Origin of the sequence: Salinisphaera dokdonensis CL-ES53 (genome assembly GCF_040361215.1) — a bacterium.
GTDB lineage: Bacteria > Pseudomonadota > Gammaproteobacteria > Nevskiales > Salinisphaeraceae > Salinisphaera > Salinisphaera dokdonensis.
Genome location: NZ_APND01000005.1, coordinates 163,445 through 188,236, shown reverse-complemented (window position 1 = coordinate 188,236; position 24,792 = coordinate 163,445). Strand labels below are relative to the sequence as shown.

The following is a 24,792-nucleotide window of genomic DNA, read 5'->3' as shown; positions in this document are numbered from 1 at the left end:
CAAGTACACAGATTCCGCGACGTGGCTGGCCACGCCGAAGGCCCGTTTGTTCCTGCTGTATGAGCGGCGGATGCTGCAGGAGATCCTGCCCGCACTGTGTGGTTATCGCGGCGTGCAGATCGGCAGCTGGGGGAACGATCGCGGCGTGCTGGATAAGGCCGGCACGCTTTGTCATTGGCAACTCGGTTTCGGCGAGGCCGGCGCGTCGGATATTCGCTTCGATGGTCGTCATCTGCCGCTCGCCACAGGCAGCGTGGACGCAATCGTTATTGCTCATGGCCTTGAGCGCGTAGCCGAGCCCCATGCATTGCTTCGCGAGTGCGCCCGTGCCCTGAGCGCGCGAGGCCAGCTCGTGGTGCTGGCGTTCAATCCCTTGTCGAGCTGGGCGTTTCGCCAGGGCCTGTCGTCGCGGCGCCATCCGGCGTTCCAGCCGTGTTCGGCGCCGCCGACCGCGTCCCGTTTGTTCGATTGGCTGAGGTTGCTCGAATTCGAGCCGGAACAGCTGTGGCGTTACGGGCTCGGGTTTCCGTTTTTTGGCGGTGCCCATGAGATGGGAAGTGGGCGTCGGTGGGCGCGATGCGTGGGCTGGAGCGCGCAGTCCTACGCGATCGTGGCCCGGCGCCATGTCACACCGCGTACGCGGATCGGCCGCCCGGCGCGGCGTCGGACGGCCCAGACAGCGGTCGGCTTGGCACGACATTCCAGTGGTCGCGTAATATGCCGCCGATGAGCGAACCTGTAACGATACATACCGACGGCGCCTGCCGCGGCAATCCGGGGCCCGGTGGCTGGGGCGCGCTGCTCCAGTTCGAAGGCAAGAAGCGGGAGCTGTTCGGTGGCGAACCGAATACCACCAATAACCGCATGGAGTTGACCGCCGCGATTGAAGCGCTGTCAGCGCTCAAGCGCAGCTGCCGGGTCGAACTGCACACCGATTCCACCTATGTCCGCCAAGGCATCATGCAATGGCTGGCCAACTGGAAACGCAACGGCTGGAAGACCGCGGCCAAGAAGCCGGTGAAGAATGCCGATCTCTGGCGCGCGCTCGATGCCGCCTGCGAACGCCACGAGATCAACTGGCACTGGGTCAAAGGCCACAGCGGCGATGTTGGCAACGAAGCCGCCGACGCACTCGCCAATCGCGGCATCGACGAAATGGGCTGAGCGGGCATTTCGCCCGCGCTTCGAAAAATTTCCGAACAACGACCGGACGCCGCCTTATGCGACAGATCGTGCTCGATACCGAAACAACCGGCCTTGAGCCCACCCAGGGCCATCGCATCATCGAGGTCGGCTGTGTCGAGCTTTCGGACCGCCGTCTGACCGGTAACGATCTGCATCTGTATATCCATCCGGATCGCGATATCGACCAGGGCGCGATCGATGTGCACGGCATCACGCTCGAATTCCTCGACGACAAACCGAGGTTCGGGGAGATTGCCCAGACGCTGGCCGAGTATCTGGATGGCGCCGAGTTGATCATCCACAACGCGCCTTTCGATCTCGGCTTTCTGAACCACGAGTTTCGCAGCGTGAATGCGGACCATGCCGCGCTCGAGAGCCGCCAGCCGGTGATCGATACGCTCGTCGAGGCGCGTCAGCTCTACCCGGGGCAGCGCAACAGCCTTGACGCGCTGTGTAAACGCTTCGAGATCGACAACTCCAATCGCGAACTGCACGGCGCGCTGCTCGACGCCCAGCTGCTCGCCGATGTCTATCTCGCGATGACCGGTGGGCAGATCGATATCGGCCTGGCCGGCGACGACAACGCCGAGAGCGGGGCGCTGGCCACCGCCGGTCTGGCGGATCACCTGGCCCGCGCCGGTCGACGGCCGCGCGTTGCGCGTGCCAGCGACGATGAGCGCGCAACGCATGCGCGTTATCTGGACATGTTGGCCGAAGCGTCGGGCGGGCGTTGTCTCTGGCAGAGTCTAGACCAGGGCTGATCGCCAGGCATGCGGCGCCGGGCGGCGTTAACCGCCCGCCGGGTCGCTCTTCAGTAGTACATCACCAGGTAGACCACCAGCAGGATCGCCACCCATAGCACCATCCAGCCGGTGCTCCAGGTACGCGACATCACCCCCCGCGCGTCATAGCGCAGGCGAAGCCGAGCCATACCCGTCTGCGCCAGGCTTCCCAGCCCACCGCCGAGCTTGTTCAGGCTGGCGTGATAAAGCCGCTCGGCGACATAGCCAAAGCGTGGGAGCAACATCCGGTAGACCCAGTCGGTATCCAGATGCACGGCACGCTTGGGCCGCGGATAGAGCCCCGCGCGCCAGGCGAGCCAGAATGCCAGCGCCGAGAACGCGAGGAGCTGCAGCTGGGTGACGATATGGCTGGCCGTATAGGGGTTGTAGTCGACGGGATACGGTAGTATCGAGTACAGCAGGCTTGGTACCAGGCCGAGCAGGATGCAGGCGGCCGCGGTCAGGCCCATGGCGATCTGCATGTTGCGCGGGGGCTCTTCGCACTCGATCTGGTCGTTGGGTGCGAAGAATGCGAAGTAGGGAATCTTGATCCCGACATAGAGCAGGGCGCCCGCGGAGGCGGCGCTCAGCGTCACCCAGATCCCGGCCCAGTGTTCATGCGCGACCGCTGCGAGGATTAGCGATTTGCTCACGAAGCCGGCCATCAGCGGGAAGGCGCTGATCGATGCCGCGCCGATCACGCAGAAGGCGGCGGTCCACGGCATCTGGCGGGCGAGCCCGCCCAGTTCGGTTGCTCGCACATGCCCGGTTTGTCGCAGCACGGCGCCGATGGTCATGAACAGCAATGCCTTGTAGAGAATATGCGTGACTGCGTGCGCCGCGGCGCCGTTGATCGCAAGCTCGGTGCCGATGCCGACCGCGACGACCATGAAGCCAAGCTGCACGTTCAGGCTGTAAGACAGGACCCGCCGCAGATCATTGGCGAGCATGGCGTAGATGATCGGGAAGATCGTCATCACCGCGCCGATGGGCACCAACAGATCGGTGCCGGCATAGCCGCGCGCGAGCGCGTAGATCGCCATCTTGGTGGTAAAGGCCGACAGCACCACGGTGCCCGTCGCGCTTGCCGACGGATAGGCATCCTGCAGCCAGTTGTGCAGCAGCGGAAACGCGGCCTTGATGCCGAAGGCCAGCAGAATAAGCCAGCTGCCGGGCGCGTCCAGCCCGAGATGGCCGAAGGCGAGGTCGCCGGTGGCGTGGATATAGATCGCGGCGCCGCCCATCAGGAACAGTCCCGACGCGATCTGAACCAGCAGATAGCGTCGCGCCACGATCATCGCGTCGCGCAGTCCGCGAATGACCAGCAACAACGCCGAGGCGATGGCGGTCACTTCCCAGAACATGAACAGCGTGATCAGGTCGCCCGCCAGCACCGCACCAAGGGCGGAGCCGGCATAGATCAGTGCGGCCGCGGGCTCGAGCCGGCTGTGGGTGTGCCACATGTACAGGCCGGACAGGAACGCGGCGACGTTGAAGATGACGCCGAACGTAAACGCCAGACCGTCTACGCGCAGGGGCGTGAGCGTGTACTCGAGAAGCGAGATCTGGGTCGTGGTGCCGAGCGGAATCTGCCAGAGCCACGCGAGGCCCGCGATCGGCGCGCCCAGCAGTACGGCCATCCGCAGCCGATAGGGCAGTATCGGAATGACGCAGCCGGCAAGAATCAGCAGCAGGCCGGGATTGTTCAACCAGACGGGCAGCATCTCAGGTGCGGTGCTCGTAATAGTCTTCGGGACGGATGATGATTCGGCGCACGACGATCGCGACAAGCACCAGAACGCAACCGGTCACGAACGCCAGGAGCGCATGAAAGCCCGGGATCTCGGCAAAGCCGAACTCGCTGTGCGGATGGATGAACAGGCTCGGCACCAGCGTCAGCGCGCAGACGATATAAAGCACCCATGCCCAGCGCCGGCGTGCGGTCGTGCTGGGGCGACGAAACTTCTGGGGATTGCGTTCGATCAGCATTGGCGACCTCACGTTATTGCGGCGCCCACGGCGCGAGCAGCGTCAGAAACGGCAAGGGATACAGGAACCAGACAATACAGCCCGCGGCAGTGATCGACAGCGGAATCACGCAGGCCCAGGGCGCCTCCTGCCAGTGGCGTGGCGTATCTGGGCGCGGGTTATGGAAGAACGCGCGGGTCGGTATTTCGAGCAGGTAGACGATATTCAGTAGCGAACTGATCGCGAGCACCACGATGATCGCGCTATGCCCTGCATCGGCCGCGCCTTCCATGAGGTACCACTTGCTCCATATGCCGCCCATCGGCGGAATGCCGACCAGCGAAACCGAGGCGATGAAGAACGCCGAGAAGGTGATCGGCATGGCAAAGCCGAGCCCGTCCAGATCGCTCACGTTCTTGCGGTGGGTCGCGGTATAGATCGCGCCGGCACAGAAGAACAGGGTGATCTTGGCGAAGGCGTGCATGGCGATATGCATGCCGCCGCCGAGGATGCCCAGGCTCGACGCCATCGTCGCGCCGAGCACGATATACGACAGCTGGCTGACCGTGGAATAAGCCAGCCGCGCCTTGAGGTTGTCGCGTGTCATGGCGATCAGTGAAGCGCCCAGCACTGTGAACGCCGCCACCCACATCATGAACTGGGATGCGCCCGTTTCGGCCAGGTAATCGACGCCGAAAACATACACCGTGAGCTTGAGCACGATGAACACGCCCGCCTTGACCACGGCCACCGCATGCAGCAGCGCAGAGACCGGCGTGGGCGCGACCATCGCTGCCGGCAACCAGCGATGGAACGGCATGAGTGCCGCCTTGCCGGTGCCGTAAAGAAACAGCACATAGAGCGCGCCGGCGCCCAGCACGCCAAGGCCGGCTTCGCCGAACAGGCCAGCGTCATCGAAGGTGATGCTGCCGGTGAGCAGGTACGTGATGATGATTGCCGGCAGGAAGAAGCCGATCGACGTGGTCAGCAGGATGCCCAGATACACGCGCCCGCCGTTGCGCGATTCCGTATCGCCGTGATGCGTAACCAGTGGGTAGGTCGACAGCGTGAGCATCTCGTAGAAGATGAACAGTGTCAGAAGGTTCCCGGAGAAAGCTATACCGATGGCTGCAGAGATGGCCAAGGCAAAACAGACGAAGAAACGCGTTTGCGCATGTTCTTCGTTGCCGCGCATGTAGCCGGCCGCGTATAGCGTGGTCAACGACCACAGGCCAGATGCCACGAGTGCAAACAGCAGGCCCAGCGGTTCCAGGGTAAACGTCAGGCCGATACCGGGCATCACCTCGAGCAGCGTCAGGCTCGGGCGCTCTCCGCCGGTCACCGGCCCGATGAAACTGGCCACGCCGGCGAATAGCGCTATGGCCGTGCCGATGCTCACCGTCTCGCGCAGGTTCGGCCAGCGGCCGCTGGCCGCGACAACCAGACTCATGATCGCCGGAAAGGCAACCAGAAGTGCCAGCCAGGTCTCGCTCATGCGCCACCTCCGAGCAGCGCTGTGGCCGCGCTTTCGGCGGCCCCCACAAGCGGCGTGGCATAAAGGCCGAGCGCAATATTGGCCAGCACAAGGGTCCACGTGGCAATAAGCATGCTTGCCGGCGCCTCGCCCTGCACGCTGCGGCCTTCGGGCGCTTCGCGGAAGTACAGGGCTTCGACCACGCGTCCGATATAGATCAGTGCGAGTAGCGAACTCACCAGGATGGCGACCGCAAGCCCGTAATGCCCCGGCTCCATGACGGCTTCGAGCAGTACCCATTTGCTGATGAAACCGCCGGTTGCCGGGACGCCTATCAGCGAAAGCCCGGCCACGACAAAGGCCGCGGAGGTTAGCGGCATGTCCTTGCCAAGGCCGGCGATATCGTTGAGCGAGATCGTGCGCATCCGCCAGAACAATGCACCGGCGGCCATGAACAGGGCGCCCTTGATAATGCCGTGGTTGACCATGTGCACGACCGACGCGGTAATGCCCGCGGTACTTGCCAGCGCGAAGCCCATCACGATATAGCCAATCTGGGCGATGCTCGACCACGCCAGCAGGCGCTTGACGTCGGTCTGGAAAATGGCCGCCAGCGAGCCGGACAACATGGCCACGACCGACAGTACGAGCAGTACTTCGCCCAGCGGCAGCTCACCGAAGGCATAGGCCGCCCCAAATACGGTGAACAGGAAACGCATCAGCGCATACAGCGCGACCTTGGTGGCCGTGGCGGCGATGAAGGCACTGACGCTCGACGGCGCATAGGTATAGGCGTTGGGCAGCCAGACGTGCAGCGGAAACAGGGCGAACTTGAGACTCGCGCCGACCACGATGAATGCCAGGCCCGCCTCCACCGTGCGCGTATCCGCGACGGCCGGCAGTCGCTCGGCGATATCGGCCATGTTCAGGCTGCCGGTCATCATGTAGAGAAAACCGATGCCGATCAGCAGGAAGGTGCCGCCGATGGTGCCCATGATCAGGTACTGGAAAGCCGACAGCAGCGCACGCCGCTTCGCGCCCATGGCGATCAGGCTGTACGACGACAGCGACGAGATCTCCAGAAATACGAACAGGTTGAAGGCATCGCCGGTAACGGTGATGCCGGCCAGGCCGCAGAAGCACAGCAGCATTGCGGCATAGAACAGATAGGCGCGTTCGCGACTGATCTCGGCTGCAACGCTGGCCTTGGCATAGATCGCGCTGATCGCGGCAATGCCGGTCACTAGCAGCAGGATAACGGTATTGAGCGCGTCCAGACGCAGTTCGATACCGAACGGCGGTGGCCAGCCGCCCATGGCATAGCTGATCGGCCCGCCAATACGCACCTGCACGAACAGCAGGAAGGCGATGCCGAGACAGGCCCAGGTGGTGATCAGATAGACGAACCACGCCGGTGCCGCGCGATGCAGCAGCACGCACAGAGGCGCCGCCAGCAGCGGCAGCACGATGACCAGCGCTGGCATCTGGACGAGGAACTGTTCGATCAAGACGGCGACTCCCGGTTTTCCTCTTCGGCGGCACGCTCTTCGGGCGAGCGCTCGTCCTCGACACCGTCGTCGTAGTCGTCGCGCGATTCATCGCGCGCCTGCCGTGCTTCGGCGCGCTCGCGGCGCTGTTGTTCGGTCTCGGTTTCGGCTTCCTGGGTCTCGAAGTCGGCTTCGAGCACGTCGTCTTCCTCGATGCTGCCGTAGGCCTCGTTGATACGCACGACCAGCGCCAGGCCAAGTGCCGTGGTGGAAACGCCCACCACGATCGCGGTGAGGATCAGCACATGCGGTAGCGGGTGGGCATAGAGCACGTCTTCACTGCCATCGCCGTGCATGAGGATAGGCGCGGTGGAGCCGGCGATCTTGCCCATGCTGATATAGAAGACGAACACGGCCGTCTGGAACAGGTTCAGCCCAATGAGCTTTTTCACCAGATTGTCGTGCGAGATGACGGTATAGAAGCCGATCATCATCAACACGATCACGACCCAGTAGTTGAACAGGCCGAAGAAGTTGTCCGTAAGTGTCGCGAGACTCATTCCTGCGTCCCCCGACGACCGCGGCCGGCAAAGACATAGAAGATGGAGGTGATCGTGGACACCACCGTCAGCCCCACGCCGAACTCCACCAGCAACAGACCGTAGTGCTGGCCATGAATCGCGTCGTGGGCCAGGAAATCATAGTCGAGGAAATTGCCGCCCTTGAGCATGGCGTAGACGCCGGTGCCGGCGAAAAGCAGCACGCCCAGCGCGCCGGTGATCCGCAGCAGGTTCGGCGACACCGCGCGCCGCGCTTCGGCCAGGCCGAATATCAGCGCATAGAGAATGATCGCGGCCGCGAACACCACACCCGCCTGAAAGCCGCCGCCCGGACTGTAGTCGCCGTGGAATTGCACGTACAGCGCAAAGATCATGATCGGCGCGATGATCAGTTTGGTGATCACCCGCAGAACGGTATGTTCACGCATCATCGCGGCGGCTCCTGTTCCTCGTCGTCCTCGGGCCGGCGGCGCCAGGCTACGCCCAGGAGCATCAGCACGCCGATGCCCGCGGTCAGGATCACGGTCACTTCACCCAGTGTGTCGTAGCCACGATAGCTGCCGAGTACGGCAGTGACGGTGTTCGGCACATCGATTTCTTCAGAGACGGTCTGCAGATAACGCTCGCGCAGCGGGTGGTCGTGGACGGGCGTATGCCGTTCACCGAAATGCGGCATATCCAAGGTGGCATAGAACAGCGCCGCGCCGGTCAGCACCGTGACGACCAGGCCGATGATCGTGCGCGAACGCTGTACCGGCTTTTCCCGCGCCCGCGTCAAACCGAACGTCGCCAGGAACAGGACCGTGGTGACACCGGCACCGACCGCAGCCTCCGTGAGCGCTACGTCCACGGCGTCGAGCAGCGTGAAAAGGCTCGCGGAAAGCAGGCTGTACAGGCCGGTGAGCATCGCCACCGGGAACAGATTGCGCAAACGCGCAATCGCCAGCCCCGTGATGGCCATGAAGCTCAGCAGCACGATGTTGAGCACGATATCCGTGGTCACGGGACAATCCTTGCGGTAGCGGGCCGTGGCGCGGCGATCGCCGCGATCGCGCCGCGCCGGAACGGGGTGTTCATGCTACACGAGCGTTGCCGGCGCGACGGATACCGGTCCGTCGCGGTCAGCGAGGCGCCGCGGGTTTCTAGTATCGCGACGGCCACTAGCGCTCGTCGTGATCGATCTGCGGCTCGATGCCGTCGTGCAGGGCCGCCCGTGCCAGGGCATGAGTCGCGGTCGGGCTCGTGATCAACAGAAACAGCATCACGAACACCAGCTTTGCGGTGACCAGTGTCAGCCCGGCCTGCAGCATGAGGCCGCCAAGCATGAGAATCATGCCCGCCGTATCGGTAATCGAGGCTGCATGCATGCGGGTATAGAAATCGGGCATGCGCAGCATGCCGACGCCGCCGATCACGCTGAACAGCGCGCCGCCGAGCAGCAGAAGCCAGCTCGCCGCGTCGATCAGTCCGTTCACGGCGTGCTCCGAAGTCGGGTTATGCCGTGATCACACATCGGGCTTCTCCTTGCTCGCCTCGTCCCAACCGAGATCGCCGTACTGCATGAACTTCAACACGGTCACCGTGCCGATGAAGTTGATCAGGGCGTAGATGAGCCCGAGGTCGAGAAACTCTGGCCGGCCGTTGAGAAAGCCGAGCACTGCAACGAAAAGCACCGTCTTGGTCCCGAACAGATTGATCGCGAGTATGCGGTCGTAAACCGTCGGGCCGAGCAGGGCGCGGATCAGGATCAGCAGCATCGTGATAACGACCGCGATCATGGCGACGAGGAACATCATGGTTTGTGTTCCTCGCGTGCAGTCCCATCGAGGCGGCGTACGCGCTGGTCCATATCGCCGCCTTCCATGTCCTGGGCGTTCTCGCGGGTGAGAGCGTGCACCTCGGCCTCGCCGTTACCCAGGGCGACGGTAACCGTACCCGGCGTGAGCGTGATCGAGTTGGCGAAGATCACCTGCCCGAGTTCACTGGTCTGGCGGGCGCGCAGTCGCACCATGGTCGGCGAGATGTGTCGGCCCGGGCGCACGATGCGTTTGGCGACATCCCAGTTCGAACGCGCAATTTCGGTACCCAGCCAGGCGGTATAGCCGGGCAGGCGCCAGAGCATGTGCAGCGGCACGCTCTCGTTGTCGACGATCCCCATGCGATGACAGACATACGCACAGAACAGGCAGGACGCCGCCCCGAGGCCAAGCACCATGGGTGTGTAGTGGCCAGACAGCAAAAGCCACAGGACGGCCGTGCCGACAATCAGCCCGAGCAGATAACGCACGCGGTCCCCGATGAGTGAAGTTACTGGAAGGCTACAAAGCGCACCGGAGTGCGTCAATTGGCAGTGTCCGCACTACGCGCCGCGAGCTTCTTGCGCCGACGGTGCGCGAAGTAGGCGATGACGGCACTGGCGACCAGCAGACCGCCGGAGATCATCAACTGTTTGGCGTCGATGAGCTGTCCCGGTGAGAACTCCTGCTTCGACAGCAGGTCCGGCAGATTCACCGTGGCGCCGAAGCTCACGAACGTGATCATTGGCGGGAGCATGCCGATCAGGCTGGCCAGGAAATACGGCACCCACGGCACGCGCAGGAGACCGCAGGCGTAGTTGACCAGATCGAACGGCAGGAAAGAGGCGCGCAGCACGACGGTGGTCGGAAACGCCTGTTCGACCAGCAATCGCCGAAAGGCTGCAATACGCGGATTCCGGTCCTCGGATTCTTCGCCGTTGTCGCGCCGGAAGAAGCGCGCTAGGACGTAGGCGATGTTGGCCGACAGGTTCTCGCCGATCAGCGCATAGATCAGGCCGGGGCCGAAGCCGAACAGGCTGCCGGCCGCAATGGTGAGCCACATGGCCGGAAAGAACGTCAGCGAGCGCAACGCGTAGATGATGATGTAGACCAGCGGCGCGATCGGGTTGTCCACCACGTAGTCGTAGACGATGCGCATGATTTCGCGAATCGACAGTCCCTGGACATAGATCCAGACCAGGGCGGCGGCGAGCAGCAGGCCCCAGATGGTTGCGGCAATGATCCGTGACAGATTTCGTCTGTAAAAGCTCTGGCTCATGGTCTGCCTGCGACGGGTTGGTCTATACCGGATTTGCCCGCACTGGCGGTGATGAGTCGGAAATAAGGCGGCTGAGGTTCGCGCGCACGCTCGGCACAGTCGAGTACCTGCAACCCGGCGCCCTCCAGCCAAACTCTGAGTTCGTCGACTTCAAAGCCCAGGTTGACGTGGTCATAAGCCGCGACCGTGGATTCGTGTTCGTGGCGGCCGATGGTCGCGAGGGTCAGCCGGCCGTTTGGCCGCAGCACGCGCGCCGCCTCGCTGAGTGCGTCACGCGGCGTATCGCTGTAGCTGAGCGCATGCAGCAGAAACACCTGGTCGAAACTTTCGTTTTCGAAGGGCAGCGCATGCATGTCGCCGATCTCGAAGACGACGTTTGCCTCGTCGGCAAGTCGGCGCTGGGCGGCATCGATGACGGCAGCGCTGCGATCCAGGCAAGTCACGTGGCGCGCGCGTCGACACAACAGTTCGGCGAGCACGCCGTCACCCGAGGCGATATCCAGCACGTCGCCGAGGTCGAGCAGCTCGATCAGCGAACGGCTCATGGCTTCCCATGTACGCCCCGGCGAATACTGACGTTCCATGCTTCCGGCGACCGACTCCACCCAGCTGCTGCGGGCCGCGCGTTGGCGCACGATTGCGGCGGCGTGCTCTCGGTCGCGATGGACTACGGCGTCGTCCAGGGTGTCGATCAGTGCGCCCCAGACCGGGCGCACGTCGTGGTGCCAGCGTTTGGTGTCGACGCTGTAGAAACGGGCATTGGCCACGGCGCGATCCTGCACGAGCTCGGCTTCACGCAGCCGGCCGAGGTGACTCGACACCCGACTCTGCGTGAGCTGGGTCACGGTGGTGAGTTCGGCGACCGTCATCGGCTGGTCGATCAGCAGCAGCAGCAACCGTAGGCGCGTGGGCTCGGCCAGCAGGCGAAGAAGCTGTGTGCTGTCAGCAAGATCGAGCATGCAGGTGAACCGGAATCAGGGGTAAATACGGTCGAGCGGGGCGTAGCGTACCCGACCTCGGGCCCGATCCATAAACCGCAGCCACGAAAAAGGGCTGCCCGTCAGGACAGCCCTGCCAAGACAGGATACCGGATTCAGCTGCTGGTCGAACTGCTGCCGTTGCCGGAATCGTTGCTGGTGTTCGACGTATTCGAACTCGAGCTGCTGGACGGGCTGCTGTTGCTGCCCGACGTGGAGCTCGTGCTTGGCGTGTTCGAAGTGCTGCTCGACTGGTTGGTGCCGCGGCTTTTCGAGGTCGAACTGCGCCGGCTTGTTGTCTTCTTGCGAGTGCCGCTCTTTGCGGGCGCACTGCTGCCCGTCGATTTTGCGGTGCTGGTCTTTTTCTTCGCTGCGGTCGAGGCGCCGCTCGAAGTAGTGCGTTTTGCGGTACTGCGTTTCGCGCTCGTGCCCGACTTGGCGCTGCTGCTTGCGTTGGCCGTGGACGCGCGTTTTTTCGTCGTGGTTTTCTTTGCCGTGGTCAAGCTGCCGGTCGCCTTGGCTGCGGCGGTCTCCGCCTTGGCCTGGCCTGTGGCCGCGGCACTGCTGGCCTTGCGTTTTGCCGCTGTCTTGGCGGCACTGGTGTTCTGGTTGACCTTGCGCTTCGCCTGCGTCTTGCGCGTCTTGGCTGTCTTCTTGGCCTGTGTTTTCGTGGTCTTGGCCTCGGCCTTGGTCTGAACCGCGGCGTCCTTGGCGGCGGATTCGCTGCCTTCGAGGTTGCGACGGATCTCTTCGTTGATCCGGCTGCGCGTGTCGTCGAGGATCGTCATGCTCTCGCGCGCGTTCGCCATGATCCGGTCAATGGTTTCCTGAATCAGCTGCAGCTGTGCCACCGCCAGTTCGCGTGGGGCACCGCCCTTGCGCAGAGTCTTGAGACTGGCGATCGCCTGCTCGTAATGCGTCTTGATCGCGGCAAGCTCATGCTCCGCGAGCTGCTCGATGCCGTCGTAGACCGCACGGTTCGCCGATGTGAAGGCACCCGTGTAGTTCTTGCGCAGTTTCTCGACGTCCTTGCGCAGTTTGCTGATGCGGTTGTCCGATTTGGCCATGGCTTGAAAATCCGCCTTGCAATATTAGGAGATGTAGATAAGCACGGGCTGTGAGGGCTGTCAAAGCCTCGGCATCTGCCGTTAGGGCGCTATAGAAGCCTTTAGCTGGCCGCGCCGGGACGGATTTCTCGCCGATTGTGGCGATCCCGACAGTACGCTACCGTATCGCCCCGAGTTCCAATGCGCGGACGCGATCGCGACTGCGCGAATGTTCATCATCAATGGAGTCAGCATCCATGCTTTATGAGGGATCAAAACTGTCGGTCGACGTGACCGACGGGATCGCCGTGCTGTGTTTCGACGCGCGCGAAGCCTCGGTCAACAAGTTCGACCAGGCCACTATCGACGATCTCAACGAGGCCGCGAAGGCGCTGGCCCACGCCGATGGGGTGAAAGGCCTGCTGGTCAAATCGGCCAAGCCGGCTTTCATTGTCGGTGCCGACATCATGGAGTTCGGTGAGCGCTTCAAGGCCTCCGACGACGAGATGCGTGAGTGGATGGCCGACGCCAACCGCATGTTCTCGACCATCGAGGACCTGGATTTTCCGAGCGTGACCGCGATCAACGGCATGGCTCTCGGCGGCGGGCTCGAGATGTGTCTATCCACGGATTACCGTGTGATGGGCGAAAAGGCGCAGATCGGTTTTCCGGAAACCAAGCTGGGCATCTATCCGGGCTTTGGCGGCACGGTGCGTACCCCGCGTCTGATCGGCGCCGACAACGCCATCGAGTGGATTGCCGATGGCAACCCGCGCCGGGCCGACAAGGCCTTCAAGGCCGGCATGGTCGATGCCGTGGTCGCCGAGGATCAACTCGAAGCCGCCGCGCGTGATCTGCTCGATCGTGCGATTGCCGGCGAATTCGACTGGAAGGCCCGCAAGGCCGAGAAGAAGGCCCCGCTCAAGCTCAACAAGACCGAAGCGGCGATGACCTTCCAGACCGCGAAGGGCTTTGTGCTGGGCCAGACCAAGGGCATGTATCCGGCGCCGATCGAGGCGATCGATCGGATGGCCAAGTCCGCTGGCATGGAACGCGACGACGCCATCAAGGAAGAGACCGAGGGCTTTATCAAGCTCGCCAAGACCACGGAAGCCGCGGCCCTGATCCAGCTGTTCCTCAATGATCAGCTGATCAAGAAGAACGGCAAGAAGTACGCCAAGATTGCGCACAGCGTCGAGCAAGCGGCCGTGCTGGGCGCCGGCATCATGGGCGGTGGCATCGCGTATCAGTCCGCCTACAAGGGCGTGCCGATCCTGATGAAGGACATCAAGGAAGACGCGATCCAGCAGGGCCTGGATGAGGCCTCCAAGCACTTCGCCAAGGGTGTAGAGCGCGGCAAGATGGACTCGGCCAGGATGGCCCAGGGCCTGTCGCGTATTCGTCCGACGCTCACCTACGGCGATTTCGGCAGTGTCGACGCGGTGATCGAAGCCGTGGTCGAGAACCCGAAGGTCAAGAAGTCGGTTCTGGCGGAGACTGAGGATAAAGTCTCGGAAAAAGCGATCATTGCGTCGAATACTTCAAGTATTTCCATTGACCTGCTGGCAGCCGATCTGAAGCGCCCCGAGAACTTTCTCGGCATGCACTTCTTCAACCCGGTACACAAGATGCCGCTGGTTGAAGTGATCCGCGGGGCGAAGTCGTCGGAAGAGGCGATTGCGACCGTCGTGAATTACGCCCATACGCTCGGCAAGACGCCGATCGTGGTCAACGATTGCCCCGGCTTTCTGGTCAATCGCATCCTGTTTCCCTATTTCTTCGGCTTCCAGCAGCTGATCAGCGACGGCGCGGACTTCGTCAAGATCGACAAGGTGATGGAGAAGTTCGGCTGGCCGATGGGCCCGGCCTATCTGTCCGATGTGGTCGGCATGGACACCTCGCAGCACGTCGAGGAAGTGCTGGCTGAAGGGTATCCGGACCGCATGGCGCAGGACGGCACCTCGTCGCTGGACGTGATGGTCGAGAAGGGCCGTCTGGGCCAGAAGAGTGGCTCCGGCTATTACAGCTACGAGAAAGACAAGAAGGGCCGTCCCAAGAAGACACTGGACGACAAGGCCTATGAGTTGGTCGGTTCGGTGCAGAAGGACGGCCAGAAGGACTTCGACGCCGACGAGATCGTCGATCGCATGATGATCCCGATGATAATCGAGGCGGCCCGCGCGCTAGAGGACGGCATCGCCGAGACCGCGAACGAGGTCGACATGGGCCTGATCATGGGTATCGGCTTCCCGCCGTTCCGTGGCGGCGCGCTCAAGTACGCCGATGCGCAGGGCCTGAAGGCAGTCTGCGACAAGGCCGACAAGTACGCCTCGTTCGGCAAGCTCTATGAGCCGACCGAGCGCATGCGCGAAATGGCCGCCAACGGCGAAACCTATTACGGACAGTAAAGCGATCGGCTGCGACACCGCCGGCTGCGCCTAGCGGCCGGCGGTCCAGTTCGATCCGCTCACCGAATTTCGGAGAATACAATGCAGGATATCGTGATAGTCGACGCGGTTCGCACCGCGATGGGCCGCTCCAAGGGCGGCATGTTCCGCAACACCCGCGCCGAGGAGCTGTCCGCGGCGCTGATGAAGGCGCTGCTGGATCGGAACACGGCCATCGACCCGGAAACCGTCGAAGACGTGATCTGGGGCTGCGTGCAGCAGACCAAGGAACAGGGCCTCAACATCGGCCGCAACGCCGCGCTGCTGGCAGGTCTGCCGCATGCGGTGGCCGGGCAGACGGTGAACCGCCTCTGTGGTTCGTCCATGCAGTCCATCCATACCGCGGTCGGTCAGATCGCCGCCGGTATCGACGGCATCTTCATCTGTGGCGGCGTCGAGCACATGGGCCATGTGCCGATGGACTACAACGTCGACATCGCGCCTCAGCTGTCCAAGTACGTGGCCAAGCCCGCCGCTATGATGGGCCTGACCGCCGAGATGCTCGCCAATATCCACGGCATCGAGCGCGAGGCGCAGGACACGTTTGCCCTCAACTCCCATCAGCGTGCCCACAAGGCCAACGTCGATGGCGATTTCGATAGCGAGATCGTGCCGGTCAAGGCCTACGACGCCAACGGCCATATGTTCATGGCCAAGCAGGATGAAGTGGTCCGTGCGGATGCCAGCATGGAAGGCTTGGGCTCTCTACGCCCGGCGTTCAATCCGCGCGGCGGTACGGTTACAGCCGGCAACTCCTCGGCCATCTCCGACGGCGCGGCCGCGGTGCTCGTCATGTCGGGCGACAAGGCCAAGGAACTCGGCCTGAAGCCGATGGCACGGATTCGCGGCATGGCCGTGGCCGGCTGTGATCCGTCGGTGATGGGTCGCGGTCCGGTGCCGGCGAGCAAGAAAGCACTCGAGCGTGCTGGCGTAAGTCTTTCTGATATCGACTACTTCGAGCTCAACGAGGCGTTTGCGGCCCAGAGTTTGGCCGTGCTCAAGGAGCTCGGTATCGAGGATCGCCAGGATGTGATCAACATCCGCGGCGGGGCCATTGCACTCGGCCATCCGTTGGGTACGTCGGGCGCGCGCATTACCGGCGCATTGGCGCATGTCCTCGAGGACAAGAACGCCACGATGGGTCTGGCGACCATGTGCATCGGCATGGGCCAGGGCATCGCGACGGTCATCGAGCGCGTCAACTAGCCGCGTTCGTCCGGCAATCAGGATGGAAGGAGCCGGTGACAACACCGGCTCTTTTTTGCCCATCGACTGAACCGCATGGGCGGGCAGGCATCCTGACAGGTACGGCCGGCAGCGGTACTATCGCTGCATGATCAGATCAGTTACCCGATTTCTCGTTATTGTCGTGTTTTCAGCAGGCTGCCTGACGACGCCTGCGCAGGCTCAGCAAGACACGTCGAAGGCCGCCGTCGACCCACCGACACATGCGAAGCCGGTCGGCAGCGATGAGCAGGCGTTTGCAACCTATCCGCTGATCACCGGTCGTATCGCCCAGCGTGGCGGTATCAACGGCAATATCTCGGCAACGCGCACGGTCGAAGGCGCGTTGTCCCGGGCGACCTACGAGCTCGCAGACAACGCCGAGATCGACGAGATCGCTAAGGGCTACGCGCAACGTCTGGGCACTGCCGGTTTCGACATCCTCTATGAATGCGAAGGCGCCGATTGCGGCCCGACGTTCGTGCGTGCCTCGCCGGGGTACCGGGTGTCATCTTCACGGTTTCGCTCGACGCCGGAAAGCCAGCATTACCTGGCGGCCCGCAAGGCCGACAGTAGCGGTGATGTCTATGTCGGTATCCAGATCGCGGCCACGAATGCCGGCGTGTCGGCGCAAGTGGACACGCTGCGCGTGAAGCCGCGCGAGATCGGCGCGATCTCGGTCAATGCGGCGCAGATGGCCAACGATCTGGACACCAAGGGCCGGGTCGCCCTCTACGGCATTTTCTTCAATACCGACAGTGCCGAGGTAAAGCCCGAGTCGCGGCCCACGCTTTCTGAAATAGCCAAGCTCATGGCCGAACGTCCCGGCCTGCGTCTGCTCGTGGTCGGCCATACCGACAGCCGCGGCACCTTCGACTACAACATCGACCTGTCCCAGCGCCGTGCGGGGGCGGTCGTCGATCTTCTGGCCGGCAGGTTCGGCGTAGAACGCGAGCGTCTCAAGCCCTGGGGCGTGGGTTACTCTGTACCGCGTGCGAGCAACAACAGCGATGTCGGCAAATCGCAGAATCGGCGTGTAGAACTGGTGGTCTGGTAGCGGAACGCGCTGGCCGAGCCTCGAGTCTGGCCTCTTGGCCAGGTCGCGGCTAGCGCAGCGAAAACACGATCGGCACGACCAGTTCGAGGCGATTGCGCCGCATCGAAGAGGGCATGCGTGGCAGCGGATCCGCCCGAGCGAGCATCTGCTCGGCCGCGCGATCCAGCAGCTCGGAGCCTGAGCTTTGGGTAATCCGCTGGGTGATGATGCGCCCGGATTGATCGACCACGATATACATGCGCACCGTGCCTTCGGTCTGCATCTGGCGCGCGCTTTGCGGGTACTCCTTGTGGCGCGACAGCCAGGCGCGTAGCCGCACAATGTAGTCGTCGGTGGATTCTTCGCTATTGCCGTAGGCACCGTTGGCGTCGCTGTCGACCTCGCGGGTTTCGGTCGGGGTGATTTCCGGTGCCTGAGCGGTGACCTGCTCCGTGGGCTCGACTGCCTCGATCATGTTGATCGGCGCGACGGCAACGGCATTGGCCGGTTCTGCGGCCGGCGCGATCGTCGGCGCGGATTCGATGCTCTCTGCAGCCTCACTCGGCGGCGCGGGCTCGGCCTGTGTCGGCGTGCTTTCCGCAGGCGTGGGCCCGATATTGGACACCGCTTCCGGTGCCTGCGGCGGGGCGGGACCGGTCGCGTCGGGGGAATTGACCTCGGCGGCCGGCGGGGCGGTCGCGGATGCAACTTCCGGTGTCGGCGCATCGACGGGTGCTTCTGCCGCCACCGCTTCGGGCGGCGGCCCCGGGTCGAGTCGGTCGAGAGAAACCATGACGCCTTCCGGCGTATCCACCGGTTCGTGTTCGGTCAGGCCGCCCACGAAGAACGCGACCAGCAACAGCCCGTGCGCGAGCGCTGCGATTGAGATCGCGAACAGCCATTGGGCACGGGTGATGTTCATCGCCGCGGCCTGCGCTACTCGGGCGCGATCGTGATCAGGCGCAGCTTCTCGCCGCCTGCATCGCGCAAGACCTGCATCACTGCTACAACCCGGGTGGCATCGCCCGCGCCGTCGGCTTTGAGACGCAATGCCAGGCCGGGACTGGCCTCGATCTGCTCGCCTACGCGCCGTTCCAGCGTCTCCAGATCCACGGGTTTGCCATCGAGCGCGATCTCGCCGTTGGCGGCGAGCTGGATCTCGAGACCGTCGCGGCGGGCCTGCGCCTCGCTCGTCGATACCGGCGGCTTGATCTCGAAAGCCTCGGGTGAGGCGAGGCGGCCGGCGAGCATGAAGAAGATCAGCAGCAGGAAGACGACATTGGTCAACGGCAGGACGGATTCGTCGCCGTTACCGCGGGGCCGATGTCTGCGCGAGAACTTCATGCCCGAGCGCCTCAGCGCCGCCGGCCGGCGTTGGCGAGTTCCATCAGCGACAAGCGCTGAACGCCCGCGGCGGAGAGTGCATCGAGGATACGCACCGTATCCTGCAGCTTGACCTGCTCGGCCGGGCGCACGAGCACGCGACGGTCGGGCGCATCGGCCAGCGCGATGCGCACCCGCTGGACCAGTTCGTCCATGCCGACATAACGGCCGGCAAAACGAATGCCGTCGAGGCGTACATCGACGAGCAAGGCGCCTTCGACTGCTGGTGCGCCGCTGCCTTCGGCGGGCGCGTCGAGCACGATCGAATGCAGGTCGAGAAAGCTCGATGCGAGCATGAAGAACAGCAACAGGATGAAGACGACGTCGATCAGCGGCGTCAGGCTGATCAGCGAGCGTCGTCCGCGCGATCGAACGCTGTCGCTAAACGAACGGGGTGTCGTGGCTGCGTTCGTCGTCATCGTCGCTCAGCGAAACGTTGGACGTGCGGGCGAGGTCGACCGTGAATACGCGCGTGACCACGCTGTCCATTTCGTGGGCACAGCGATCGATTGCGCGTTCCAGCCAGTTCAGGGCCACGATCACGGGCATGGCCACGGCCAGGCCCACGGCGGTGGTCAGCAGTGCCTGCCAGATGCCACCGGACAACACGGCGGGGTCGACCTGGCTGCCGGCCTGCTCGAGATCCCGAAACGCCTCGATCATGCCGAGCACCGTGCCCAGCAGGCCGAGCAGCGGGGCGAGGGCGGCAATCACTTCCAGTGGACGCAAGTGGCTACGCAGCGATTCGAGCATGTCGCCGCCGTACTGCATGATCTCTTCACGCAGAACCGGTTCCGGCACATCGGGTCGGTCGCGCAGCTGGATCGCGCGGGCAAGCGTGCGGGCTGCCGGATTGGGGGAGCGGCGCGCGCTGGCCGCAGCGGCGGCCGCATTGCCGCTGCGATAGATCTTGAGCGCCTGCCGCGCACTGCGGCGGTCGTTGATTCGCACACGCCGGAATTGCAGCATCTTGGCGAGCACGATGGTGATCGCCACCAGCGACATGAGAAGCAGCAGAACCACGACCGGGCCGCCGAGCGTAAGTATGTCGCGGGCGCCGTTGAGAGCCTGCATTAACTGGTTCAAGCCGATACTCCTCGCGTTGTCGAACCGGACCTTTGCTCAGGTGATTGGGCTGCAGGCATGGCAGAACTACTTGATGAAAGGCACGTTTCCGCGCTGCGAGACCGACAGCAGTGACAGGCAGTCGTCGCGCGCGCCGCTGTCGTCGCGGCATTCGATGACGTCGTTGAGCAGCAGCTGGCCGATGTCCTGGCAGGCCAGGTTCTTGATATCGAATACCTTGATGCTCGTCTTGTTTCTGGGCATCGGGCCGATCTGCACCGCCAGACGACGGGCAACGATGCCGTCGTTGTCGAACATCACCACGTCGAGCTGGACGGCGTCGAAGCGCGCATCGCTGAGATTCTGCGTCACCAGATAGGCGCGGCAGGCGCCGTCGACCGGCTCGAGCTTGTTGAGCTCGACCTCGATACCGCCGGCCTGGGCGAACGCGCTGGAACTCACAACCAGCGCGAAGGCAGCGATCAGTGCACGTATGAGCATAGCTGTATCCCGAAAAATGACGGCCGGCGACGTCATGTGCCGGTCCCCTGGTGCCCGCGATCCTGTCGGTTGGGCTGGTGTGAACGGATTGTTGCCCTGCGGCCACCGTCGCGTGGCTTGTTGTTTTCTAAATCATTGCCAGTATTGCTGTCAGTCAGGGCTGGCGCAACCATGGACCGCGGTTATCGACACTGGCCCGGCACGCCTTCAGACTGCTGGCTGTTGCATTGATCAGGAGCGTATCTTGACCGTTTTCTCGCAAATGGCCGCTGCTGGCCATGAACAGGTTTGTCATGTGGCGGACGCCGCGACCGGCCTGCGCGCCATCGTGGCGGTGCATTCGACCGCACTCGGTCCGGGCCTGGGCGGCGTGCGTATTCGTGAGTATGCCGACGAGCAGGCCGCGCTCACGGACGTGCTGCGCCTGTCGGAAGCCATGAGCTACAAGGCAGCCTGTGCCGGGCTGCGTTGTGGCGGCGCCAAGGCCGTCGTGCTGGGCCCGTTTCCGCGCGATCGCGAAGCCGGCATGCACGCACTGGGCCGCGCGGTGGATGGCCTGGCCGGACGCTACGTGGCGACCGAGGATATGGGCATGACCGAAGCGGATATCGCCTTGCTGAATGAAGTCACTCCGCATGCGGTCGGTCGCAGCCTGGAAGCAGGCGGTTCGGGTGATCCGTCGCCGCATACCGCCGACGGCGTGATTGCGGGTATGCGTGCAGCGCTGCGCGCGGCAGGGCGAGCCGTCGAGTTTGACGGTCTAACCGTTGCCGTTCAGGGCTGTGGCAACGTCGGTTTCGGCGTGATCGAACGTCTAATGGCCGCCGGCGCCCTGGTGTACGCCTCCGATATCAGCCAGCAGGCCTGCGAACGGGCGGCCGGTGCCGGCGCGCGAATCGTCGATAACGATCGTATTCACGCGCAATCGGTTGACGTGTTTGCGCCTTGCGGGATCGGCGCGATCCTCGACGAGCGCAGCATTCCCGAGCTGGATTGCGCCATCGTGGCGGGTGGGGCAAACAACCAGCTGGCGATTGCTGCAGACGGCGAGCGCCTGGCCGCCCGCGGCATCATTTATGCGCCCGATTTCGTCATCAACGCGGGCGGGCTGATCAATGTGAGCGACGAACTCGACGGCGAGGGCTACAACACCGAGCGCGTACGTTTCCGTGTGGCCTCGATCGAGAGCACGCTCGACGAAATCTTTGCCGAGGCTATCTCACGCGGCGAAACGATCGAGACGGTCGCCACGCAGATGGCGAAGGCACGTATTGAGGCGTCTTCGAGATAGTTCTCTTAACAATCTGATAAATAAGAGCCGCGCTTGCCAGCGCGGCTCTTATTCGTGCAACGGTCCGTTCGGATCAGGCCGCGTTGTCCCAGGCGGGAGCAAACGACGGATTGATGATCCGCCCATCCTCTGAATGCAACGCCGAGATCTCGCGCATCTCCTCGTCGGTTAACTCGAAATCGAAGATCTCGAAGTTATTCGTGACGTGGTCCTTGTTCGAGGAACGGGGAATCGCGATCACGTTGCCCTGCTGAACAAGCCAGCGCAGCGCGACTTGGCCGCCGTTCTTGCCGTGGGCGTTGCCGATCCGCTCGAGGGCGGGCTCCTTGAATACCCGGCCCTGGGCCAGCGGGCAATAGGCGGTGAGCGCCATGTCGTGCTCGGCGAGCTTGTCGAGCACCGGCTGCTGGCTGATGTAGGGGTGGTATTCCACCTGGTTGGTGGCCAGCGGCGCTCCCATCTGATCAACGGCTTCCTCGATCAGCGGGGCAGTGAAGTTGCTGATGCCGATATGCCGGGCCAGGCCTTGCTCGCGCACGTCGTTTAGCGCACCCAGTGTTTCCTTGAGCGAGATATCCGGGTTTGGCCAGTGCAGAAGCAACAGGTCGACGTAGTCGGTATCGAGCTTTTCCAGGCTCTCGCGCACCGACGCCTGCAGATCGCCGTCGGCAAACCGATCGGTCCAGACCTTGGTGGTGAGAAAGATATCCTCGCGCGCCACACCGGACTGCTTCAGCCCGCGGCCGACCGCTTCTTCGTTCTTGTACATCTGGGCGGTGTCGATATGCCGATAACCCACCTCAAGCGCATGGGCGACCATCGCCTCGGCATCGGCCGGTTCCAGTTCGAATGTTCCGAACCCGATCGCCGGGATCTTTGCGCCATTCGCATTGATGTGTTGCATCGATAACTCCTGTTCGTGCGTCTTGTCTTAGGTAAGGTTCGTTACTGATGCTTTCAATCGGATGGGGTCGCATGCACAACACCTTGTCGCTGTGGGCAAAAGCGTGACCGGGCGTTTGTCCCGCGCGCTCAAGCTGGAGTCCGGCGAGTTTGTGCCGGTCGCCTGGTCGTTCGCTTACTTCTTCTGCCTTCTTTGCGGCTACTACATCCTGCGCCCGCTGCGCGACGAGATGGGTATCCAAGGCGGGGTAGATGCACTGGCGTGGGTGTTCTCTGCCACATTCGTGCTCATGCTGGCCGTGGTGCCGGCCTTTGGCTGGGCGGTGGCGCGTTTCTCGCGGCGCGGCGTGGTGATCGTCAGTTACGGGTTCTTTGTCGCGAATCTGCTGGTGTTCTTTGTATTGCTGCGCGCCGAGGTTGCGCCGGAATGGACCGCTCGCGCCTTCTTCGTGTGGGTGAGCGTGTTCAATCTGTTCGTCATCTCGCTGTTCTGGAGCGTGATGAACGACGTGTTCGACAAGGATCAGGCACTGCGGCTGTTCGGACTGATCGCGGCAGGCGGTAGTCTCGGCGCGATTGCCGGGCCAGGTCTGACCACGCTACTGGTCGAGCGCCTTGGGCCGATCAATCTGCTGCCGCTATCTGCGGCGTTGCTGATCGCGGCGGTGGTCTGCGCATTGCAGGTCATGCAGCGCGCCGGTCCGGCATCCGGCGCAAAGCCGAGCGCCAGGGTGCGTAGTGAAAGCGTCTGGTCCGGCGCGACGCATGTCGCGCGCTCGCCGTACCTGCTCGGCATCTGCGTATTCATCGTGTTCTATTCAGCGCTGTCGACTTTCCTGTATTTCGAGCAGGCGAGAATTGTCGAGGGCGCGTTCGAGAGCAGCGCCCAGCGCACGCAGGTGTTCGCCGTCATGGATCTGGCGACCAACACGCTGACGCTTGCGCTGCAATTCTTTGCCACCGCGCGGCTGGTGACCTGGCTCGGCCTGCCGATTGCGCTGGCCATGATTCCGGTGGCGGTTGCCGTTGGCTTCGGAGCGTTAGGCCTGGCGCCGACGCTGGTGGTGCTCGTGGTATTTCAGGTGGTACGTCGGGCCGGCAACTATGCGATCACCAAACCGGCACGCGAGATGCTGTTTTCGGTGGTCAGCGCCGAGGACAAGTACAAGGCGAAGAATTTCATCGATACCGTGGTCTACCGTGGTGGCGATGCCGCCAGTGGCTGGTTGTTCACCGGCCTGTCGGCCATCGGCCTGGGCCTGTCGGCACTGGCCTTTGCCGCGATGCCGCTGGCCGCGATCTGGGCTGGCTTCGGCATCGCGCTTGGGCGTGCCCGCCGGGCGCGCGAGCAGGGCCAACAGAATCAAGACGAGACAACCCAACCCCATCGAGGTGGTGCGATATGAGCGGATCCGATTCGATACTCGACAAGTCCATCAGCCGTCGGCGCGTGCTCGGCTACGGCGCCGCGGGCGCGGGCCTGGCGATGCTGCCGTGGCAGGCGGCGCTGGCCGCCAAGATGGACGCGGAGGCCGGCAGCAAGGCCATGATCAAGCGCGCGATTCCGGGCACCGACGAGATGATTCCAGCCATGGGCATGGGCTCGTCCGGCTCCTATGAGCGCCTGTCGTCCAGCAGTGCCGAAGAGCTGCGTACCGTGATGAAGGAGTTCGTCGCCATGGGCGGCACGCTCGTGGATACCTCGCCGTCCTACGGCAACGCCGAGACGAATATCGGCGAGATCGCGCGCGATACCGACGTGCGCGATCAGCTGTTCATGGCGACCAAGGTGCGCAAGACCAGCCGCGAGGCCACGCTTGATCAGTTCCGGTCCTCGATCGACGCGCTCGGCGAGCCGATCGATCTTCTGCAGATACACAATTTCATCGGCCTCGAAAACCAGTGGGCCACGCTCAAGCAGCTCAAGGAAGAAGGGCGCGTGCGCTATATCGGCATCACCCACTATCTGACCAGCGCATTCGACGAGCTCGAACACCAGATGGCGACCAAGGAAATGGACTTTGTCCAGTTCAACTACTCGGTGATGACGCCAGACGCCGAGGAACGGCTGCTGCCGATGGCGGCGGATCACGGCATTGCCGTGCTCGTGAACCGGGCGTTCAACGACGGCCGCATCTTCGGCGCGACGAAGGGCAAACAGCTACCGGAATATGCGAAGGATTTCGACTGCTTTTCCTGGGCCCAGTTCGCGCTGAAATATGTCCTGGCCAACGAGACGGTCACGGCGGCCATCCCGGCGACCAGCGATCCCGAGCACCTGCGCGACAACATGCACGCCGGCTACGGCAAGCTGCCGGATGCCGCACAGCGCAAGCGGATGCGCGAGACAATCGCTTCGCTGTAGACACCACAAAAAAGCCCGCGACC

Annotated in this window: 28 protein-coding genes; 9 read left to right on the top strand and 19 right to left on the bottom strand. The window is 63.4% G+C overall.

Annotation, left to right across the window (positions count from 1 at the left end; all coding sequences use genetic code 11):
• Positions 1-70: 70 nt before the first annotated feature.
• From SADO_RS15555 to dnaQ, 3 genes are read left to right on the top strand one after another with little or no spacing between them, the layout of a single operon-like run.
• Positions 71-730, top strand: coding sequence for a class I SAM-dependent methyltransferase (locus SADO_RS15555; RefSeq protein WP_353113043.1), 660 nt, complete (start codon positions 71-73; stop codon positions 728-730).
• Entirely contained in the window at positions 727-1,164 is a 438-nt protein-coding gene (gene rnhA, locus SADO_RS15550) for a ribonuclease HI (protein WP_353113041.1), read from the top strand. The genes SADO_RS15555 and rnhA overlap by 4 nt, the downstream gene beginning before the upstream one ends.
• Positions 1,165-1,220: 56 nt before the next feature.
• The gene (gene dnaQ, locus SADO_RS15545; RefSeq protein ID WP_353113039.1) at positions 1,221-1,946 is read left to right on the top strand and encodes a DNA polymerase III subunit epsilon; all 726 of its coding nucleotides are present in this window, start codon (positions 1,221-1,223) and stop codon (positions 1,944-1,946) included.
• Between the two features lie 50 nt (positions 1,947-1,996).
• Here the strand turns inward: dnaQ and SADO_RS15540 are convergent, their stop codons facing one another.
• From SADO_RS15540 to SADO_RS15480, 13 genes are all read right to left on the bottom strand, one after another.
• Positions 1,997-3,691: a Na(+)/H(+) antiporter subunit D gene (locus SADO_RS15540; protein ID WP_353113037.1), complete on the bottom strand. Its 1,695-nt coding sequence runs from the start codon at positions 3,689-3,691 to the stop codon at positions 1,997-1,999.
• Position 3,692: 1 nt separating this feature from the next.
• Positions 3,693-3,956, bottom strand: a complete 264-nt coding sequence (locus SADO_RS15535) for a hypothetical protein (RefSeq protein ID WP_353113035.1) — start codon at positions 3,954-3,956, stop codon at positions 3,693-3,695.
• 13 nt (positions 3,957-3,969) lie between these two features.
• Positions 3,970-5,430: a monovalent cation/H+ antiporter subunit D family protein gene (locus tag SADO_RS15530; protein WP_353113033.1), complete on the bottom strand. Its 1,461-nt coding sequence runs from the start codon at positions 5,428-5,430 to the stop codon at positions 3,970-3,972.
• Positions 5,427-6,893 carry a monovalent cation/H+ antiporter subunit D family protein gene (locus tag SADO_RS15525; protein WP_434547921.1) on the bottom strand — a complete coding sequence of 489 codons (1,467 nt, stop codon included), beginning with the start codon at positions 6,891-6,893 and terminating at the stop codon, positions 5,427-5,429. The genes SADO_RS15530 and SADO_RS15525 overlap by 4 nt, the downstream gene beginning before the upstream one ends.
• A gap of 20 nt (positions 6,894-6,913) precedes the next feature.
• Complete coding sequence (locus SADO_RS15520) at positions 6,914-7,456, bottom strand: cation:proton antiporter subunit C (RefSeq protein WP_353113029.1); 543 nt, start codon at positions 7,454-7,456, stop codon at positions 6,914-6,916.
• Positions 7,453-7,887 (bottom strand): Na(+)/H(+) antiporter subunit B, encoded by a 435-nt coding sequence (locus tag SADO_RS15515; RefSeq protein WP_353113027.1) that lies wholly within the window; start codon positions 7,885-7,887, stop codon positions 7,453-7,455. The genes SADO_RS15520 and SADO_RS15515 overlap by 4 nt, the downstream gene beginning before the upstream one ends.
• Positions 7,884-8,459 carry a DUF4040 domain-containing protein gene (locus SADO_RS15510; RefSeq protein WP_353113025.1) on the bottom strand — a complete coding sequence of 192 codons (576 nt, stop codon included), beginning with the start codon at positions 8,457-8,459 and terminating at the stop codon, positions 7,884-7,886. The genes SADO_RS15515 and SADO_RS15510 overlap by 4 nt, the downstream gene beginning before the upstream one ends.
• A 157-nt stretch (positions 8,460-8,616) precedes the next feature.
• Positions 8,617-8,931 (bottom strand): monovalent cation/H(+) antiporter subunit G, encoded by a 315-nt coding sequence (gene mnhG, locus SADO_RS15505; RefSeq protein WP_353113023.1) that lies wholly within the window; start codon positions 8,929-8,931, stop codon positions 8,617-8,619.
• Positions 8,932-8,961: 30 nt separating this feature from the next.
• The gene (locus SADO_RS15500; protein ID WP_353113021.1) at positions 8,962-9,252 is read right to left on the bottom strand and encodes an MrpF/PhaF family protein; all 291 of its coding nucleotides are present in this window, start codon (positions 9,250-9,252) and stop codon (positions 8,962-8,964) included.
• Positions 9,249-9,743: a Na+/H+ antiporter subunit E gene (locus SADO_RS15495; protein ID WP_353113019.1), complete on the bottom strand. Its 495-nt coding sequence runs from the start codon at positions 9,741-9,743 to the stop codon at positions 9,249-9,251. Before SADO_RS15495 ends, SADO_RS15500 begins: the two co-directional genes overlap by 4 nt.
• 53 nt (positions 9,744-9,796) lie before the next feature.
• Positions 9,797-10,531, bottom strand: coding sequence for a TVP38/TMEM64 family protein (locus tag SADO_RS15490; protein WP_353113017.1), 735 nt, complete (start codon positions 10,529-10,531; stop codon positions 9,797-9,799).
• The gene (locus tag SADO_RS15485) at positions 10,528-11,490 is read right to left on the bottom strand and encodes a metalloregulator ArsR/SmtB family transcription factor (protein ID WP_353113015.1); all 963 of its coding nucleotides are present in this window, start codon (positions 11,488-11,490) and stop codon (positions 10,528-10,530) included. The genes SADO_RS15490 and SADO_RS15485 overlap by 4 nt, the downstream gene beginning before the upstream one ends.
• Positions 11,491-11,624: 134 nt before the next feature.
• Positions 11,625-12,575, bottom strand: a complete 951-nt coding sequence (locus SADO_RS15480; RefSeq protein ID WP_353113013.1) for a phasin family protein — start codon at positions 12,573-12,575, stop codon at positions 11,625-11,627.
• A 236-nt stretch (positions 12,576-12,811) separates the two neighbouring features.
• Between SADO_RS15480 and fadB the strand changes: the two genes are divergently transcribed.
• From fadB to SADO_RS15465, 3 genes are all read left to right on the top strand, one after another.
• Positions 12,812-14,962: a fatty acid oxidation complex subunit alpha FadB gene (fadB, locus tag SADO_RS15475; RefSeq protein WP_353113011.1), complete on the top strand. Its 2,151-nt coding sequence runs from the start codon at positions 12,812-12,814 to the stop codon at positions 14,960-14,962.
• A gap of 81 nt (positions 14,963-15,043) precedes the next feature.
• Positions 15,044-16,207, top strand: coding sequence for an acetyl-CoA C-acyltransferase FadA (gene fadA, locus SADO_RS15470; protein WP_353113009.1), 1,164 nt, complete (start codon positions 15,044-15,046; stop codon positions 16,205-16,207).
• 127 nt (positions 16,208-16,334) lie between these two features.
• Positions 16,335-17,282, top strand: coding sequence for an OmpA family protein (locus SADO_RS15465; RefSeq protein WP_353113007.1), 948 nt, complete (start codon positions 16,335-16,337; stop codon positions 17,280-17,282).
• Between the two features lie 49 nt (positions 17,283-17,331).
• On the opposite strand, the gene SADO_RS15460 is transcribed toward SADO_RS15465, so the two are convergent.
• The 5 genes from SADO_RS15460 to SADO_RS15440 form a co-directional block, all read right to left on the bottom strand.
• Positions 17,332-18,183 carry an energy transducer TonB gene (locus SADO_RS15460; protein WP_353113005.1) on the bottom strand — a complete coding sequence of 284 codons (852 nt, stop codon included), beginning with the start codon at positions 18,181-18,183 and terminating at the stop codon, positions 17,332-17,334.
• Positions 18,184-18,197: 14 nt separating this feature from the next.
• On the bottom strand, positions 18,198-18,605 hold the full coding sequence (locus tag SADO_RS15455) for an ExbD/TolR family protein (RefSeq protein ID WP_353113003.1): 408 nt from the start codon (positions 18,603-18,605) through the stop codon (positions 18,198-18,200).
• Positions 18,606-18,616: 11 nt separating this feature from the next.
• Positions 18,617-19,063: an ExbD/TolR family protein gene (locus tag SADO_RS15450; RefSeq protein WP_353113001.1), complete on the bottom strand. Its 447-nt coding sequence runs from the start codon at positions 19,061-19,063 to the stop codon at positions 18,617-18,619.
• Positions 19,026-19,730: a MotA/TolQ/ExbB proton channel family protein gene (locus SADO_RS15445; RefSeq protein WP_353112999.1), complete on the bottom strand. Its 705-nt coding sequence runs from the start codon at positions 19,728-19,730 to the stop codon at positions 19,026-19,028. Before SADO_RS15445 ends, SADO_RS15450 begins: the two co-directional genes overlap by 38 nt.
• A 66-nt stretch (positions 19,731-19,796) precedes the next feature.
• A complete protein-coding gene (locus SADO_RS15440) occupies positions 19,797-20,210 on the bottom strand; it encodes a Tat pathway signal sequence domain protein (RefSeq protein ID WP_353112997.1) in 414 nt (137 codons plus the stop codon).
• 244 nt (positions 20,211-20,454) lie between these two features.
• Between SADO_RS15440 and SADO_RS15435 the strand changes: the two genes are divergently transcribed.
• Complete coding sequence (locus SADO_RS15435) at positions 20,455-21,501, top strand: Glu/Leu/Phe/Val dehydrogenase family protein (RefSeq protein ID WP_353112995.1); 1,047 nt, start codon at positions 20,455-20,457, stop codon at positions 21,499-21,501.
• Between the two features lie 73 nt (positions 21,502-21,574).
• On the opposite strand, the gene SADO_RS15430 is transcribed toward SADO_RS15435, so the two are convergent.
• Positions 21,575-22,405 (bottom strand): aldo/keto reductase, encoded by an 831-nt coding sequence (locus tag SADO_RS15430; RefSeq protein WP_353112993.1) that lies wholly within the window; start codon positions 22,403-22,405, stop codon positions 21,575-21,577.
• A gap of 103 nt (positions 22,406-22,508) precedes the next feature.
• Here SADO_RS15430 and SADO_RS15425 point away from each other — a divergent pair, with 103 nt between their 5' ends.
• Positions 22,509-23,810 (top strand): NTP/NDP exchange transporter, encoded by a 1,302-nt coding sequence (locus tag SADO_RS15425; protein WP_353112991.1) that lies wholly within the window; start codon positions 22,509-22,511, stop codon positions 23,808-23,810.
• On the top strand, positions 23,807-24,769 hold the full coding sequence (locus tag SADO_RS15420) for an aldo/keto reductase (RefSeq protein ID WP_353112989.1): 963 nt from the start codon (positions 23,807-23,809) through the stop codon (positions 24,767-24,769). Before SADO_RS15425 ends, SADO_RS15420 begins: the two co-directional genes overlap by 4 nt.
• The last annotated feature ends 23 nt before the right edge of the window (positions 24,770-24,792 follow it).

Excerpts from the sequence above, each read along its gene's own strand:
- SADO_RS15555 (WP_353113043.1), top strand. The coding sequence starts at position 71 with ATGCTGCAGGAGATCCTGCCCGCACTGTGTGGTTATCGCGGCGTGCAG.
- rnhA (WP_353113041.1), top strand. The coding sequence starts at position 727 with ATGAGCGAACCTGTAACGATACATACCGACGGCGCCTGCCGCGGCAAT.
- dnaQ (WP_353113039.1), top strand. The coding sequence starts at position 1,221 with ATGCGACAGATCGTGCTCGATACCGAAACAACCGGCCTTGAGCCCACC.
- SADO_RS15540 (WP_353113037.1), bottom strand. The coding sequence starts at position 3,691 with ATGCTGCCCGTCTGGTTGAACAATCCCGGCCTGCTGCTGATTCTTGCC.
- SADO_RS15535 (WP_353113035.1), bottom strand. The coding sequence starts at position 3,956 with ATGCTGATCGAACGCAATCCCCAGAAGTTTCGTCGCCCCAGCACGACC.
- SADO_RS15530 (WP_353113033.1), bottom strand. The coding sequence starts at position 5,430 with ATGAGCGAGACCTGGCTGGCACTTCTGGTTGCCTTTCCGGCGATCATG.
- SADO_RS15525 (WP_434547921.1), bottom strand. The coding sequence starts at position 6,893 with ATGCCAGCGCTGGTCATCGTGCTGCCGCTGCTGGCGGCGCCTCTGTGC.
- SADO_RS15520 (WP_353113029.1), bottom strand. The coding sequence starts at position 7,456 with ATGAGTCTCGCGACACTTACGGACAACTTCTTCGGCCTGTTCAACTAC.
- SADO_RS15515 (WP_353113027.1), bottom strand. The coding sequence starts at position 7,887 with ATGATGCGTGAACATACCGTTCTGCGGGTGATCACCAAACTGATCATC.
- SADO_RS15500 (WP_353113021.1), bottom strand. The coding sequence starts at position 9,252 with ATGATGTTCCTCGTCGCCATGATCGCGGTCGTTATCACGATGCTGCTG.
- SADO_RS15490 (WP_353113017.1), bottom strand. The coding sequence starts at position 10,531 with ATGAGCCAGAGCTTTTACAGACGAAATCTGTCACGGATCATTGCCGCA.
- SADO_RS15485 (WP_353113015.1), bottom strand. The coding sequence starts at position 11,490 with ATGCTCGATCTTGCTGACAGCACACAGCTTCTTCGCCTGCTGGCCGAG.
- SADO_RS15480 (WP_353113013.1), bottom strand. The coding sequence starts at position 12,575 with ATGGCCAAATCGGACAACCGCATCAGCAAACTGCGCAAGGACGTCGAG.
- fadB (WP_353113011.1), top strand. The coding sequence starts at position 12,812 with ATGCTTTATGAGGGATCAAAACTGTCGGTCGACGTGACCGACGGGATC.
- fadA (WP_353113009.1), top strand. The coding sequence starts at position 15,044 with ATGCAGGATATCGTGATAGTCGACGCGGTTCGCACCGCGATGGGCCGC.
- SADO_RS15465 (WP_353113007.1), top strand. The coding sequence starts at position 16,335 with ATGATCAGATCAGTTACCCGATTTCTCGTTATTGTCGTGTTTTCAGCA.
- SADO_RS15460 (WP_353113005.1), bottom strand. The coding sequence starts at position 18,183 with ATGAACATCACCCGTGCCCAATGGCTGTTCGCGATCTCAATCGCAGCG.
- SADO_RS15455 (WP_353113003.1), bottom strand. The coding sequence starts at position 18,605 with ATGAAGTTCTCGCGCAGACATCGGCCCCGCGGTAACGGCGACGAATCC.
- SADO_RS15450 (WP_353113001.1), bottom strand. The coding sequence starts at position 19,063 with ATGACGACGAACGCAGCCACGACACCCCGTTCGTTTAGCGACAGCGTT.
- SADO_RS15440 (WP_353112997.1), bottom strand. The coding sequence starts at position 20,210 with ATGCTCATACGTGCACTGATCGCTGCCTTCGCGCTGGTTGTGAGTTCC.
- SADO_RS15430 (WP_353112993.1), bottom strand. The coding sequence starts at position 22,405 with ATGCAACACATCAATGCGAATGGCGCAAAGATCCCGGCGATCGGGTTC.
- SADO_RS15420 (WP_353112989.1), top strand. The coding sequence starts at position 23,807 with ATGAGCGGATCCGATTCGATACTCGACAAGTCCATCAGCCGTCGGCGC.